This window comes from Cupriavidus sp. 207A1, from assembly GCF_057798955.1.
The window spans coordinates 40,292-52,976 of sequence record NZ_JBYOJO010000015.1 but is presented as its reverse complement, the minus strand read 5'-3'; the positions used below and the strand labels follow the sequence as shown (position 1 = coordinate 52,976).

Genomic DNA, 12,685 nt, shown 5'->3' with positions numbered 1-12,685 from the left:
CCCGCTTCACCGGTGCTGGTGGCGATACTCCTGCGTGCGGCCGCCGTAGCCATAGGCCGCGGCGCGGGCGTCGATCACGTGGACATAAGAGACCGGATGCAGGTTGCCGAGCAGGCCCGACATGGTCTCGAACACGGCCGCGATGAACTGCGCCTTCTCTGCCTTGGTGTTGGTTTCATCGGTCACGCTGATGTCCAGGTGGAAGGCATTGCGGCCCTGCTCGGACAGCGGCGCGTCGGCGATGATCCAGCTGTCGTGCGGGATGTACTGCACCGTCACGGCGATCACGTCGCGCTGCTTGCCGAGCACGCGCTCGGTCAGGTCGGCGATGGCCCTGGCGCTGCGGCGGGTGAGGTCGGCATCGGGTTGGCCGGACAGGTGCAGGACGATGTGGGGCATGGCGGGCTCCTTGGGTTTGAGCGGGGTTGGTGAAGCCATGGTAGGGCGTGGTGTAGTATCGGAAAAGCGGGAATAACCGATACCTTCCATCGGCTATGCCGAAATCAATCCGACCTTGCCAGGAGCCTTGCCATGCGTGGATTCGACACCGACCAGTTGCGCACCTTCGTGACGGTTGCCGACAGCGGCAGCCTGTCGGCCGCGGCGCCCCGGCTGTTCCTGTCGCAGTCGTCGGTCAGCGAGCAGCTGCGCAAGCTGGAAGAGCGCGCCGGCGTGCCGCTGCTGACACGCGGCCGCCACGGCGCGCAGCCGACGCCTGCCGGGCAGCGGCTGCTGGCGCATGCGCGGCGCATCCTGGACCTGAACGAACTGGCCTTGCAGGAGCTTCGCGGCCACGCGCTGGAGGGCGAGTTGCGCCTGGCGGTGACCGACTATTTCCGCCCCGGCGAGATCGCCGGCATGCTGCGGCGGCTGCGCGAGCGCTATCCGTACCTGCGCCTGCACGTGACGGTGATGAAAAGCGCGGCGATCGATGCCGCCGCCGAGCGCGACACCTTCGATATCGGCCTGAGCATGCGGCTGCCCGGCACGCGCGGAACAGCCGCGCGCGGCACGGTGCTGCGGCGCGAGCCGCTCGCCTGGGTGGCCGCGCCGGCCGAGGCCGACACGCTTCCCGCGACGCTGCCGCTGGTGCTGCTGCCCGACACCTGCTCGCTGCACCAGTACGTGGTGCAGCGGCTGCTGCGCAAACGGGTGCCGTTCGAGATCGCGCATTCCGCCTCCGGTGTGGCGGGGCTGCACCTGGCGCTGGCGGCCGGACTGGGCCTGTCATGCCTGAACGCGTCGGCGATCGGGCCGGGCGTGGCGCCGCTGGACGCCGTCACCGTCGCGCGGCTAGGGCTGCCGCGGCTGCCGGAAGCGGAGTTCTTCCTGCTGCCAGCGCGGCGCGGCGAGTCTGCCTTCATTGCGCAAGCGCGCGAGGCGCTGACAGCACAATTGGCCTAGCTGGGCCGCTCCAAGTCAGAAAAAGATCACAAATCGGGCGACACCAATGGGTGCGGTTGTGTTGAAAGCAACATATCCGGATTGGGAATAGGAATAATTCGCAATCTCGTTGACCATGACAATCCCGTAATCGATAATTCGCCGGCTTTTTCAAGTTATTACAGTCGATTACAGGCCATGAGAATAAAACTTCACCCGATATGTGCCGCGGTGGCGGGGAGCTTCGTTTTTCAACCGATGCTGGTGTGGGCACAATCCGCACCGGCGACACCGGCGCAGTTGCCGGAGGTCACCGTCAAGGCGGACGTCAGCCGTGAGCTGGGCGCGGGCTACAACCCGCCCAACGCGGTCAGCGCCACCAAGACCGAGGCCCCGCTGCGCGACGTGCCGCAAACCGTCAACGTGGTCACCGCCGACGTCATGCGCGACCAGCACGCCACCTCGATGCAGGACGCGCTGAAGAACGTGCCGGGCGTGTCGTTCTCGCACGGCGACGGCCAGCGCGACCAGGTCTCGATCCGCGGCTTCACCGCCATCGCCGACCAGTTCGTCGACGGCATCCGCGACGATGCGCTGTACTTCCGCGACATGTCCAACGTCGACCGGGTCGAGGTCATCAAGGGTCCGGCAGCCGTGCTGTACGGTCGCGGCTCCTCCGGCGGCCTGATCAACCGCGTGACCAAGAAGCCGGGCATCGACGTCACCGACTTCGCGCTCAGCTACGGCATGTGGGCCGACCGCCGCGCCGAGGCTGACGTCGGCCGCGTGTTCGCGGACGGCGCCGCGGCGTTCCGTGTCACCGGCGCGGTGCAGAAGGCCAACAGCTACCGCTCGCAGCAGTTCCTGGACCGCGCGGCGATCGCGCCGTCGCTGGAGCTGCGCGTCGCGCCCGAGACCACCGTGCTGTTCCAGGCCGACTACCTGGAAGACCGCCGCGTCACCGACTTCGGCATCCCGGCGTACCGCGGGCGGCCGGTGGACGTGCCCGCCTCGCGCTACTACGGCGCGGCCAATGCGCGCGACGCCGACTACTCGCAGTCGCGTGTGTTCTCCGGCACCGCCACCATCAACCATCGCTTCAATGAGAACTGGTCGATCCGCAACGCCACGCGCTACTACCACTACTCGCTGGACCGCAACAACACGCTGACCGCCGCGGTCAACGAAGCGGCGCAGACCCTGACCATGAACCACGGCAATGTCCGCCGCGAGGAACATGGCTGGTTCAACCAGACCGACCTGATCCAGAAGGCGACCATCCTCGGCACCAAGCACGAGATCCTGTACGGCATGGAGATCGGCCAGCAGAACAAGGACCAGGTCAACAACACCAAGCCGGTGCCGGGCACCTTCAACCTGTTCAACCCGGTGCTGCCGGTACTGCCGCGCCTGGCGCCGGGCAACCCGACCACCTCGAACCTGGGCATCTTCGACACGCTGGCGTTCTACACCCAGGACATGATCACCTTCAGCGAGCAGTGGAAGGCGCTGGTCGGGGTGCGCTACGACAACTTCCAGCAGGAAACCCGCAACCGCATCGCCGGCCAGCGCGACCTGTCGCGCAGCGACTCCGCCTGGAGCCCGCGTGCCGGCCTGGTGTGGCAGCCGAGCAAGACCCAGTCGTACTACGTGTCGTGGAGCAAGTCGTTCCAGCCGTCGGGCGAGGCCTTTGCGCTGGCGGCCAACAATGCCGACCTGTCGCCGGAGACCACCAGCAACACCGAGGTGGGCGCCAAATACGATTGGCTGAACGGCAAGGCCAGCACCACGATCTCGCTGTTCCGCCTGGAGCGCAGCAATATCAAGGTCGCCAACGCCACCAATACGGCGCTGCTGCCGATCGGCGAGCAGCGCACCGACGGCGTGGAGCTCTCCGGCGCGGCCGAGCTGGGTAGCGGCTGGCGCATGCTGGCCGGCTACGCCTATCTGGATGCCACCATCACCAAGTCCAGCGCCGCGCTGCAAGGCAAGCGCGCCACCATCACGCCGCGCCACTCCGGCAACCTGTGGGTGACCAAGGACCTGGGCCACGGCTTCGGTGTTGGCCTTGGCGCCAACCTGGTCGGTGCGCGCTATGCCGACCCGCAGAACACCGTGACCCTGCCCGGCTATGTCACCGCCGACGCGATGGCCTGGTACCGCCGCGGTGCCTTCGAGGCCCAGCTGAACGTGTACAACCTGTTCGACAAGGGCTACATCGTCTCGGCGCACGGCACCAACGCCAACCTGAACATGCCGGGCGCTCCGCGCAGCGTCATGGCCACCCTGCGCTACCGCATGTAAAGCGCAGCATCGGGGACAAAAAACCGGGCGGTTCGTCACCGCCCGGTTTTTTTTCGCCTGCTGTTTCTTCACCAGCGGGGCAGGCAACGGCATGCCCCGGAGAAACCCTGAGTGCCGGCAGCGCTCAGTGCTCGCGCTCCCAGGTCTGGGTGCGTCCGATCAGGCTGATGCCGATGAAGCCGCGCACGTTGAGCTTGTTGCCATCCTCGGTGAGCGACATCTTGCTCTTGTAGACCTTGCCGTTTTCCGGATCGAGGATCTCGCCGCCGCTCCACTCGTTGTCGCCGGTCTTGCGCAGGCCGGACAGGATGGTCATGCCGATCAGGGGCTGGTCCTTGCGCGCGTCGGTGCACTTGTCGCAGACGCGCGGCTTGCCGTCGCCGTCGACGAAGCTCTTGAGCAGGCGTCCGCTGTAGACGCCGTTCTTCTCGGTGATCTCCACCAGCCCGCGCGGCTTGCCGGTGTTGTCGTCGATGGTCTTCCACGTGCCGGTGGGCGTGGCCTGCGCCAGCGCCGCGGCGCTGCCGAGCAGGGTGGCGGCAAGCACCGCGGCGCGCATGGTGCAGGCGATGAGGGAAGGGCTGCGCATGATGTCTCCTTTGAGGTCCGTAGCCACGCCAATCTACTGGCGCAGCCGCCGCGCCGCAATCCGGCGCGGACCGGCGCGCGCCCTTCCGCGGCGCTTGTCCGTTTCCCGCCAGCCCGCACGCAGCGGGCGTTTGCGGGTTTTTGTGGCGCAGCAAAACGCGCCTGCGCACGGCCGCTGAAGCAATCCTCTAAGCGGACGTACGACGCACCGCGCGCCACCTCGCCGCGTCCTGCGCGACGGCGCGAACGCATCCGCAAAGCGCGGCGCGCGTGCCCCGGATCGAGCGGCACGACGCGACCTCGCGGGAGCGACTGCCGGAGTGTTGCCACGACGCTTCGCTGTCGTCGCGTCTTGGCTCGAGCGCAACGCTTCGATGACGCCGCGTTGTCCTTGCGATGCCTTCGCGATGCCCTTTCGATGTTGCGTCGATGCAAACCGTTGCGTGCACGCATCACTCTCTCGCGCGCTCGGCGATGGTGTCGCGCAGTGGCCGACGCCGGTGTCGTCGAACATCGAGCACGGCGTCGCGCGTGCGTACCGGGCCGAGTGTGTAAAGCATGCAGGGCGCGCGCCGGTGATGGTGTCGCGCGCGTGTCGAAGCGTGCCGCCGCACAACTCGACGCGCGCCGCTCGCGCATTGGTGCATCGCCCGCAAAGCCTTTGTCCATGCGGCTTTTCGGAAAGCGCGAGGACATTCGGTAGCGCTGTTCGCAGTCGTCGCGCGCACGCTGCGCGGCTTGTCATCGCTACGCGCGACGGTGTGTAAAAGCTGCGGCGCGCGCCGTCGGTGAAGGGGCATCGCGCGGCGTGCGCGAGTGCGCGTGGTGGGTCTCGACACCGGCATGCGCGCGACGCGTTTCGATGTCGTCGGCAACGTCTTCGTGACGACGCGCGTGAGAACTAGTTGGAGCGATGCATGCAGGCAAGTTTTTTTGCACTTTTTTCTTAACATCATCGTGCAAACGAATTATGATTCGCCTTGACAAGAGTCTCACTTCATTGCAGCGAAGCAGGAAGCAAGATGGAACCGAAAAGCGCGATGCGCGCTTCGATGCAATGACGAAGGTAGTAGCTGAGGAGCACGAGAACTTTGACGCAGACCAGGCCCGACCGGCTTCTTAAAACGCGTGCAGTCTCCCTTGGTCCATTAACGGGTTGGACCCGCTACCACCGAATGAATGCCGCCTGCCGTGCGCGAGGCCAAGCCCGCACCGCAGGCCTGCTGTCCGATATCTCCTCATTTCTGGCCGCGCGCCGGCTCAACGGGCGGTGCGGGCTGATCGAATATTCCAGGGCGCGGCATGTGCCCGAGACCCGCTTGCGGGCTCGCGCCGGCCGCCAAGGCACCGCCATGGGCGGTGTGCCCGCAACCGAATTCATTAGCGTGCAGCAGTGGTCGGGCCGCACGCCGATGAATCGCTCGCTCGACTGGGGCCGCGCTGCTGTGGCGCGCCTCGGGTCGGTCGGGTCGCCAACTTAGGTCATTCGATATTCACTCTCTAGTGAAGGAGTTATCCATGGCAACTGCTGCAAAGAAAAAGCCGGCGGCTAAGAAGGCCGCCAAGCCGGCCGCCAAGAAGGCTGCTGTGAAGAAGGTCGCCGCCAAGAAGGCTGCACCGGCCGCCAAGAAGGCAGCCGCCAAGAAGGCACCGGCCAAGAAGGCCGCGGTGAAGAAGGTCGCCGCCAAGAAGGCAGCACCGGCCAAGAAGGCCGCCGCCAAGAAGGCAGCACCGGCCAAGAAGGCCGCAGTGAAGAAGGCCGCAGTGAAGAAGGTCGCCGCCAAGAAGGCAGCACCGGCCAAGAAGGCAGCCGCCAAGAAGGCACCGGCCAAGAAGGCCGCGGTGAAGAAGGTCGCCGCCAAGAAGGCAGCACCGGCCAAGAAGGCAGCCGCCAAGAAGGCGCCCGCCAAGAAGGCCGCTGCCAAGAAGGCTGCGCCGGCCAAGAAGGCTGCTGCGAAGAAGCCGGCTGCCAAGAAGGCTGCCGCCAAGCCTGCCGCGGCCCCTGCCGTTGCTCCCGCTTCGGCTGCCAAGACCGCGCTGAACCCGGCTGCTGCCTGGCCGTTCCCGACGGGCAACCGTCCGTAAGCTGCGCCGCCACGGCGTGGACCTTAGCTGTTCCGCAAGGAACCACCACGGCACGCAAGTCGTGCCTGCATGACCGGATACCGCGTATCCGGTCCGCAAGACACCTGAGTCTTGCCGACCCGCCGATGGCAACCGCCCGGCGGGTTTTTTCATGGGCGCGCGCGGGCCACGTCCGCCAGAGCGGCCAAAGAAAAAGCGCCGCACCCTTGCGGGTACGGCGCCCGGGGTGCGCCTTGGGTGAGGGCCTGCGCGGCCGTCAGTGCGTGACGCGGGTCACGCCGCCGGAGGACAGCAGCCGCACCCGTTCGCCAGGGCGGAAGGCTTCGTCGGCCTCCTGCGTGATCGCGCGCATCTCGCCGTTGTCCAGGCGCACGGTGATCTCCAGCGCGCGGCGCTGGTTGATCTTGTTCTCGGCCGCGCTGCCGGCGATGCCGCCCAGCACCGCACCGAGAATGCCCGCCGCCACCGCGCCGTTGCCGCCGCCGATGGTGCTGCCGGCCGCGATGCCGCCGATGGCGCCGCCGGCCAGCGTGCCAGCGCCGGTCTGGCCGCCCTGGATGGTGACCTCGCGGATGCCTTCGACCACGCCGTAGCGCACGGTCTGCTCACGCTGCGCCTGGCCGGTGCCGTAGACGCTGTTGGAATTGGATTGCGTGGCGCAGCCGGCCGCCAGCGTGGCAACCAGGGCCGCCCCAAGGACGGCAAGCGCGCCGCCGCGTAGCGTGTTGTTCATGTCAGTTCCCGAAAAATTCGCCACGCGCCGGCCGCAGGTCAGGCGTAGCGGTACCCGAATGCAGACTGGAACCGGTTGCCGATTTCGTCGCGCGACAACCAGTGGTTCTGCGGACCCTGCTGCGCGATCTTGACCGACCCCATCAGCGATGCGAGGCGGCCGGTCGTTTCCCAGTCTAATCCGTTTTCAATGCCGAAGAGCAGGCCGCCGCGGAAGGCGTCGCCACAGCCGGTCGGATCGACGATGCGCTCGGCCACGACGGCCGGGATCGCGTACTGGCGGCCATCGGCAAAGATGCTGGCGCCGCGTTCGCCGTGCGTGACGATGAAGGCACGAACCTTGGCGGCAACCTCGGCGCTGGTCCACGCGGTGCGCGACAGCAGGACCTGCGCCTCGTAGTCATTGACGGTTACGTAACTGGCGAGTTCAACGAACTCCCGCAGGTCGTCGCCATTGAACAGCGGCATGGCCTGGCCCAGGTCGAAGATGAACGGCACGCCGGCTTCGGCGAACTGGCGCGCGTGGTGCAGCATCCCTTCGCGGCTGTCGGGCGCAACGATGCCGAGGCTCGGTGCCTGCGCGCCGACCAGCGCGTCCTTGACGTGGTTCAGCTGCGACTGGCTCATTGCGCCAGGGTGGAAGGCGGTGATCTGGTTGTTGTCCAGGTCGGTGGTGATCATGGCCTGCGCGGTGAAGGTCTCCGGCAGCACGCGGATGTGGCCGGTGGGGATCTCCAGCTTGCGCAGGTATTCCAGATAGGGTTCGGCGTCGATGCCGACGGTGGCCATCACCACCGGATCGCCGCCCAGCATCTTGAGCGTGTAGGCGATGTTGCCGGCGCAGCCGCCAAACTCGCGGCGCATGCCGGGCACCAGGAACGAGACGTTCAGCATGTGGATCTGGTCCGGCAGGATGTGTTCGCGGAAGCGTCCGTCGAACGTCATGATGGTGTCGTAGGCGACGGAGCCGCAGATCAGGCTGGCCATGCTCTCTCCAGGTGTCGGGTTGGTTTCGGTGGATCGGCGCCCTCGCGGGCAGAAGCAGTAACGCAGAAAACAGAAGCGGCCGCCCCGTGGTCGCGGGCGGCCGCTGACATCGCAGGCGCGCCGCCTGTTACTTCAGCGCGGCCAGGGCGGCGTCGTAGTCGGGCTCGGACTTGATCTCGGGCACCAGCTGGCTGTACTTGACGGTGTCGTTCTCGTCCAGCACCACCACGGCGCGCGCGGTCACGCCGGCGAGCGGGCCGGTCTTGATGTCCACGCCATAGTTGCCCTTGAACTCGGCGCCGCGCATGGTCGACAGCGGCACCACGTTGGCCAGGCCTTCGGCGCTGCAGAAGCGGCCCATGGCGAACGGCAGGTCGGCGGAGATGGTCAGCACCACGGTGTTGGCCAGGCCGCTGGCGGCTTCGTTGAACTTGCGCGCGGACGCCTGGCACACCGGCGTATCCAGGCTCGGGACGATGTTCAGCACCTTGCGCTTGCCGGCGAAGTCGGCCAGCGTGACGTCCTTCAGGTCCTTGCCGACCAGCGAGAAGGCCGGGGCCTTGTCGCCGGCTTGCGGGAACTTGCCTGCGACTTCGATGGCGTTGCCGCCGAGGGTGACGTTGCTCATGTCTACTCCTTGATATCTGATGGGTTTCCGGTTGCGGTCCGGAGCGGGGGCAAGGCTCGCTGCAAGACTCGGATTCGGTCCGGCGGCGGGCCAGGAATTCAGGGATAAAAAATCAGCACGCGATAGTTGGCTGGCGCCTGCTGCGTCCGGAATCGTACCCGAACCGGCAGCTCCATGCCCGCGCGCAGCCCTTGCGCGGCAAAGGCCTGCTGCGACGGTTCCAGGTATTCCGCGGGCTGCAGCACCCGTCGCAGCAGCAGCTGGTCCTGCAGGTCGGTCATCACCAGCTCGATCGCCGGCAGCGCGGTGCTGGCGCGGCCCAGGTTGCGCAGCGTGACGGCCAGCAGGTAGGTGTCGCCGCCTTCATCCTGGCGCTGCAGCTGCGAGGTCTCGATGCGCAGCGCATCGATGTCGCGCCACGGCGGCACCGTGCAGCCCAGCGGCGCGCATGCCGCCTCGAGTGCCGGGCGCAGCATCGGAAAGTGCCCGGCGAGCTGGCTGCGCCCCAGGTACGCAAGCTGCAGCAGCGCGGCGATGGCGAGTACCACGGCTGCCACGCGCCACGCGGCGCCGGGCACGGCAATGGGCCGGCGCGGCTGGCGTTCACGCTCGCGCTCGCGCGCGTGCCGCAGGAAGTCAGGGGCGAACACCGGGCCGGCCGGTGCTTCGGCGCGGACCCAGCGGCGCGTCGCCTGCTCGCGCGCGACCGCGCCGCCGGTGACGCTGGCAAGGGTGTCGGGGCCGGCGGAGCGCGCTTCGTCCTGCTCGCCGACGGCGGGCAATGCGTTCGGCGGCGTGGCGGCCGGAGCCTGGTCGGCCGGGCGTTGCGTGTGATCTGGCCACGGCGCCGGCTCGGATGCCTGATCGGCCGATGCCGCGCGCAGGAATTCGCTCGCGCTCGGGATGGCGCCGGGGACCGGCGCAGCGGGTTTTTCGACCGGGCTATCGAGCGTGCCGTGATCGAGCGCCGGCCAGGCGGCTGCCGGGGCGGGCGGCTGTGCCGCCGGTGCCGGGGCCGCTTCGGCCACCGGGCTGGCAGCCTCTCGCTGCGCGTCGCGCGCATCGCGGTCGGCGACGGCTGCGTTGGCTTCGCGCAGCGCGCGCTCGATCTCGGCATCGTCCATGCCGGCCTGCGGCGGCACGGCGATGTCCTCGGGCGACGACATCAGCATGGTCGGCGCATCCAGCGCCGGCACGTCGTAGCCGGGGTCGATGGTCGGTGTGAAAGCGGGAGTCGGGGTCGGCGCGGGTGCCGCGGATGATGAGGCGGGCGGCGCGGTGGATTCAGCTGCAGCGGGGGCAGGTGCGGCGGTCGCTGCCGGTTTCTGTGCCGGTGCCGGGGCGCTGCCCGCAGTGGTGCCCGCTGGCAGCGGAATCTCGATCAGGTGCTCGCGCGCGTCGAACACCGTTTCGCACTGGCCGCAGCGCACCAGCCCCTGGCGCAGCCGCAGCTGGTCGGCGACCAGCCGGAAGGCGGTGCGGCAGGCCGGGCAGCGCGTGACTAGCTTGACGGCGGCCATCTGGCGGAATCAGGGGCGAATGCCGTGCAGGCAGACCCAGCCTTCCTCGCTGCGCCATACCGTCAGCGGCAGCCAGGGTGCGTAGGCCGCGGCGACTTCCTCGGCCTGGCGCTCGAGCACGCCGGACAGCACCAGCCGCCCGCCGGCGCGCACGCGCGCGCTCAGCATGGCCGCCATCAGCTTGAGCGGGTTGGACAGGATATTGGCGACCACCAGGTCGTAGCTGGCGTCGGACACCGATTCCGGCAGCGCGAACGAGGCCTCGACGTGGTTGCGTTCGGCGTTGTAGCGCGATGCTTCCACGGCGTTGGGGTCGATGTCGATGCCGACCGTGTCGCCCGCGCCCAGCTTGCGCGCCACGATCGCCAGGATGCCGGAGCCGCAACCGTAGTCGAGCACGGTCTCGCCCGGCTTCAGGTTTTGTTCCAGCCACTGCATGCACAGCCGCGTGGTGGGGTGGCTGCCGGTGCCGAAGGCCAGGCCCGGGTCCAGCTCCAGCACCACGGCGTCGGGTTCGGGCGCGTCGTGCCACGACGGCACCACCCAGATGCGCTCGCCCACGCGGATCGGCTCGAACTGCGATTGCGTCAGCCGGACCCAGTCCTGGTCCTCGACCGCGCGCAGCTGGTACGGCGGCACCGGGTCGATGCCGAGCTGGTTGGCGGCGGCTGCCACCACCACGGCCGGATCGGCGTCGTCGCCGAACAGCGCGACCACGCGCGAGCGGTTCCACGCGAGTTGCTTCGGCTCCAGCCCGGGCTCGCCAAACAGCGGCTGCTCATCGGGCGTGTCGGCATCGGCGTCTTCCACCGAAACCGACAGCGCGCCGAGGTCGAACAGGGCGTCGGACCAGGCTTCGGCCTGGTCCTGCGCCACTTCGATCACACATTCCTGAAATGCCACGGGCTTCCTTCTGTTGCTGCCTATTGCTCAGGCCGATGCTCAGGCCTTCGCGCGTTCTGCCAGCCGATGCTCGAGATAATGGATGCTGGTGCCGCCCTCGACGAAGTTGGCGTCCATCATCAGCTCGCGGTGCAGCGGCACGTTGGTCTGGATGCCGTCCACCACCATTTCCGACAGCGCGATGCGCATGCGGGCGATAGCCTGCTCGCGCGTGGCGCCGTAAGTGATGATCTTGCCGATCATCGAATCGTAGTTGGGCGGGACGAAGTAACCATCATACGCGTGCGAGTCGACCCGCACACCCGGGCCGCCGGGCATGTGCCAGGCGGTGATGCGCCCCGGCGACGGCGTGAACTTGAACGGGTCCTCGGCGTTGATGCGGCATTCGATCGCGTGGCCGCGGAACTGCACGTCCTTCTGGCGGAAGCGCAGCTTCTCGCCGAAGGCGATGCGGATCTGCTCCTGCACGATGTCGATGCCGGTGATCATCTCGGTGACGGGGTGCTCGACCTGCACGCGCGTGTTCATCTCGATGAAGTAGAACTCGTTGTTCTCGTACAGGAATTCGAACGTGCCGGCGCCGCGGTAGCCCATCTTCTTGCAGGCCTCGGCGCAGCGGTCGCCGATGCGCTCGATCAGGCGGCGCGGAATGTGCGGCGCGGGGGCTTCCTCGATCACCTTCTGGTGGCGGCGCTGCATCGAGCAGTCGCGCTCGCCCAGCCAGATGGCCTGCTTGTGCTGGTCGGCCAGGATCTGGATTTCCACATGGCGCGGGTTCTCGAGGAACTTCTCCATGTAGACCTCGGGATTGCCGAAGGCGCGGCCGGCTTCTTCACGCGTCATGTTGACGGCGTTGATCAGCGCGGCTTCGGTATGCACCACGCGCATGCCACGGCCACCGCCGCCGCCCGCGGCCTTGATGATCACCGGGTAGCCGACGCGGCGCGCGGTCGCCAGGATTTCCTTGGGATCGTCGGGCAGGGCGCCGTCCGAGCCGGGCACGCACGGCACGCCGGCCTTGATCATGGCCTGCTTGGCCGAGACCTTGTCGCCCATCAGGCGGATGCTGTCGGCGGTCGGGCCGATAAAGACGAAGCCGGACTTTTCCACGCGCTCGGCAAAGTCCGCGTTCTCGGACAGGAAGCCGTAGCCGGGGTGGATGGCCTGCGCATCGGTCACCTCGGCGGCCGAGATGATGGCGGGCATGTTCAGGTACGACAGCGGCGACGGGGCCGGGCCGATGCAGACGGCTTCGTCTGCCAGGCGCACGTACTTGGCCTCCTTGTCGGCCTCGGAGTACACCACGACCGTCTTGATGCCCAGCTCGCGGCAGGCGCGCTGGATGCGAAGAGCGATTTCGCCGCGGTTCGCGATCAGAATTTTTTCAAACATGGTCTCTCTCTGCGAGAACAGTAGCGGTCCCGCTGCGTGGCGCCATGGCGCGCCGGGCGCGCGCCCGGATGGCCTGTGGCCATCCGGGCGGCGAGACTGTGGGAACTGCATGGAACTGCACGGAACGGGCCGCGAACAGCGTCCGTGGCGCGGAAGCGCCCCG

Annotated in this window: 11 protein-coding genes; 3 read left to right on the top strand and 8 right to left on the bottom strand. The window is 67.8% G+C overall.

Annotated features, from left to right (window positions below; genetic code table 11):
* Positions 1–6: 6 nt before the first annotated feature.
* On the bottom strand, positions 7–399 hold the full coding sequence (locus AC3FMM_RS24500; RefSeq protein WP_115681140.1) for a tautomerase family protein: 393 nt from the start codon (positions 397–399) through the stop codon (positions 7–9).
* Between the two features lie 132 nt (positions 400–531).
* Between AC3FMM_RS24500 and AC3FMM_RS24495 the strand changes: the two genes are divergently transcribed.
* A complete protein-coding gene (locus AC3FMM_RS24495) occupies positions 532–1,404 on the top strand; it encodes a LysR family transcriptional regulator (protein ID WP_115710817.1) in 873 nt (290 codons plus the stop codon).
* 177 nt (positions 1,405–1,581) lie between these two features.
* A complete protein-coding gene (locus AC3FMM_RS24490; RefSeq protein ID WP_115710816.1) occupies positions 1,582–3,687 on the top strand; it encodes a TonB-dependent receptor in 2,106 nt (701 codons plus the stop codon).
* A 124-nt stretch (positions 3,688–3,811) separates the two neighbouring features.
* On the opposite strand, the gene AC3FMM_RS24485 is transcribed toward AC3FMM_RS24490, so the two are convergent.
* Positions 3,812–4,276, bottom strand: coding sequence for a DUF2147 domain-containing protein (locus tag AC3FMM_RS24485; RefSeq protein WP_115710814.1), 465 nt, complete (start codon positions 4,274–4,276; stop codon positions 3,812–3,814).
* Positions 4,277–5,793: 1,517 nt separating this feature from the next.
* Between AC3FMM_RS24485 and AC3FMM_RS24480 the strand changes: the two genes are divergently transcribed.
* Positions 5,794–6,360, top strand: coding sequence for a histone H1-like DNA-binding protein (locus AC3FMM_RS24480; RefSeq protein ID WP_488687598.1), 567 nt, complete (start codon positions 5,794–5,796; stop codon positions 6,358–6,360).
* A gap of 256 nt (positions 6,361–6,616) precedes the next feature.
* Here the strand turns inward: AC3FMM_RS24480 and AC3FMM_RS24475 are convergent, their stop codons facing one another.
* The 6 genes from AC3FMM_RS24475 to accC form a co-directional block, all read right to left on the bottom strand.
* Positions 6,617–7,093, bottom strand: a complete 477-nt coding sequence (locus tag AC3FMM_RS24475) for an outer membrane lipoprotein (RefSeq protein WP_115710808.1) — start codon at positions 7,091–7,093, stop codon at positions 6,617–6,619.
* A 38-nt stretch (positions 7,094–7,131) separates the two neighbouring features.
* Positions 7,132–8,079, bottom strand: a complete 948-nt coding sequence (locus tag AC3FMM_RS24470; RefSeq protein ID WP_115681134.1) for a carbohydrate kinase family protein — start codon at positions 8,077–8,079, stop codon at positions 7,132–7,134.
* Between the two features lie 127 nt (positions 8,080–8,206).
* Positions 8,207–8,707, bottom strand: a complete 501-nt coding sequence (tpx, locus tag AC3FMM_RS24465; protein WP_115681133.1) for a thiol peroxidase — start codon at positions 8,705–8,707, stop codon at positions 8,207–8,209.
* A 98-nt stretch (positions 8,708–8,805) separates the two neighbouring features.
* Positions 8,806–10,227 carry a DUF3426 domain-containing protein gene (locus AC3FMM_RS24460; protein ID WP_116313065.1) on the bottom strand — a complete coding sequence of 474 codons (1,422 nt, stop codon included), beginning with the start codon at positions 10,225–10,227 and terminating at the stop codon, positions 8,806–8,808.
* 9 nt (positions 10,228–10,236) lie between these two features.
* Positions 10,237–11,130: a 50S ribosomal protein L11 methyltransferase gene (gene prmA, locus AC3FMM_RS24455; protein WP_115710805.1), complete on the bottom strand. Its 894-nt coding sequence runs from the start codon at positions 11,128–11,130 to the stop codon at positions 10,237–10,239.
* Between the two features lie 39 nt (positions 11,131–11,169).
* On the bottom strand, positions 11,170–12,522 hold the full coding sequence (accC, locus tag AC3FMM_RS24450; RefSeq protein ID WP_115710804.1) for an acetyl-CoA carboxylase biotin carboxylase subunit: 1,353 nt from the start codon (positions 12,520–12,522) through the stop codon (positions 11,170–11,172).
* Between the last annotated feature and the right edge of the window lie 163 nt (positions 12,523–12,685).

Coding starts and splice junctions, on each gene's coding strand:
- AC3FMM_RS24500 (WP_115681140.1), bottom strand. CDS start 399: ATGCCCCACATCGTCCTGCACCTGTCCGGCCAACCCGATGCCGACCTC.
- AC3FMM_RS24495 (WP_115710817.1), top strand. CDS start 532: ATGCGTGGATTCGACACCGACCAGTTGCGCACCTTCGTGACGGTTGCC.
- AC3FMM_RS24490 (WP_115710816.1), top strand. CDS start 1,582: ATGAGAATAAAACTTCACCCGATATGTGCCGCGGTGGCGGGGAGCTTC.
- AC3FMM_RS24485 (WP_115710814.1), bottom strand. CDS start 4,276: ATGCGCAGCCCTTCCCTCATCGCCTGCACCATGCGCGCCGCGGTGCTT.
- AC3FMM_RS24480 (WP_488687598.1), top strand. CDS start 5,794: ATGGCAACTGCTGCAAAGAAAAAGCCGGCGGCTAAGAAGGCCGCCAAG.
- AC3FMM_RS24475 (WP_115710808.1), bottom strand. CDS start 7,093: ATGAACAACACGCTACGCGGCGGCGCGCTTGCCGTCCTTGGGGCGGCC.
- AC3FMM_RS24470 (WP_115681134.1), bottom strand. CDS start 8,079: ATGGCCAGCCTGATCTGCGGCTCCGTCGCCTACGACACCATCATGACG.
- tpx (WP_115681133.1), bottom strand. CDS start 8,707: ATGAGCAACGTCACCCTCGGCGGCAACGCCATCGAAGTCGCAGGCAAG.
- AC3FMM_RS24460 (WP_116313065.1), bottom strand. CDS start 10,227: ATGGCCGCCGTCAAGCTAGTCACGCGCTGCCCGGCCTGCCGCACCGCC.
- accC (WP_115710804.1), bottom strand. CDS start 12,522: ATGTTTGAAAAAATTCTGATCGCGAACCGCGGCGAAATCGCTCTTCGC.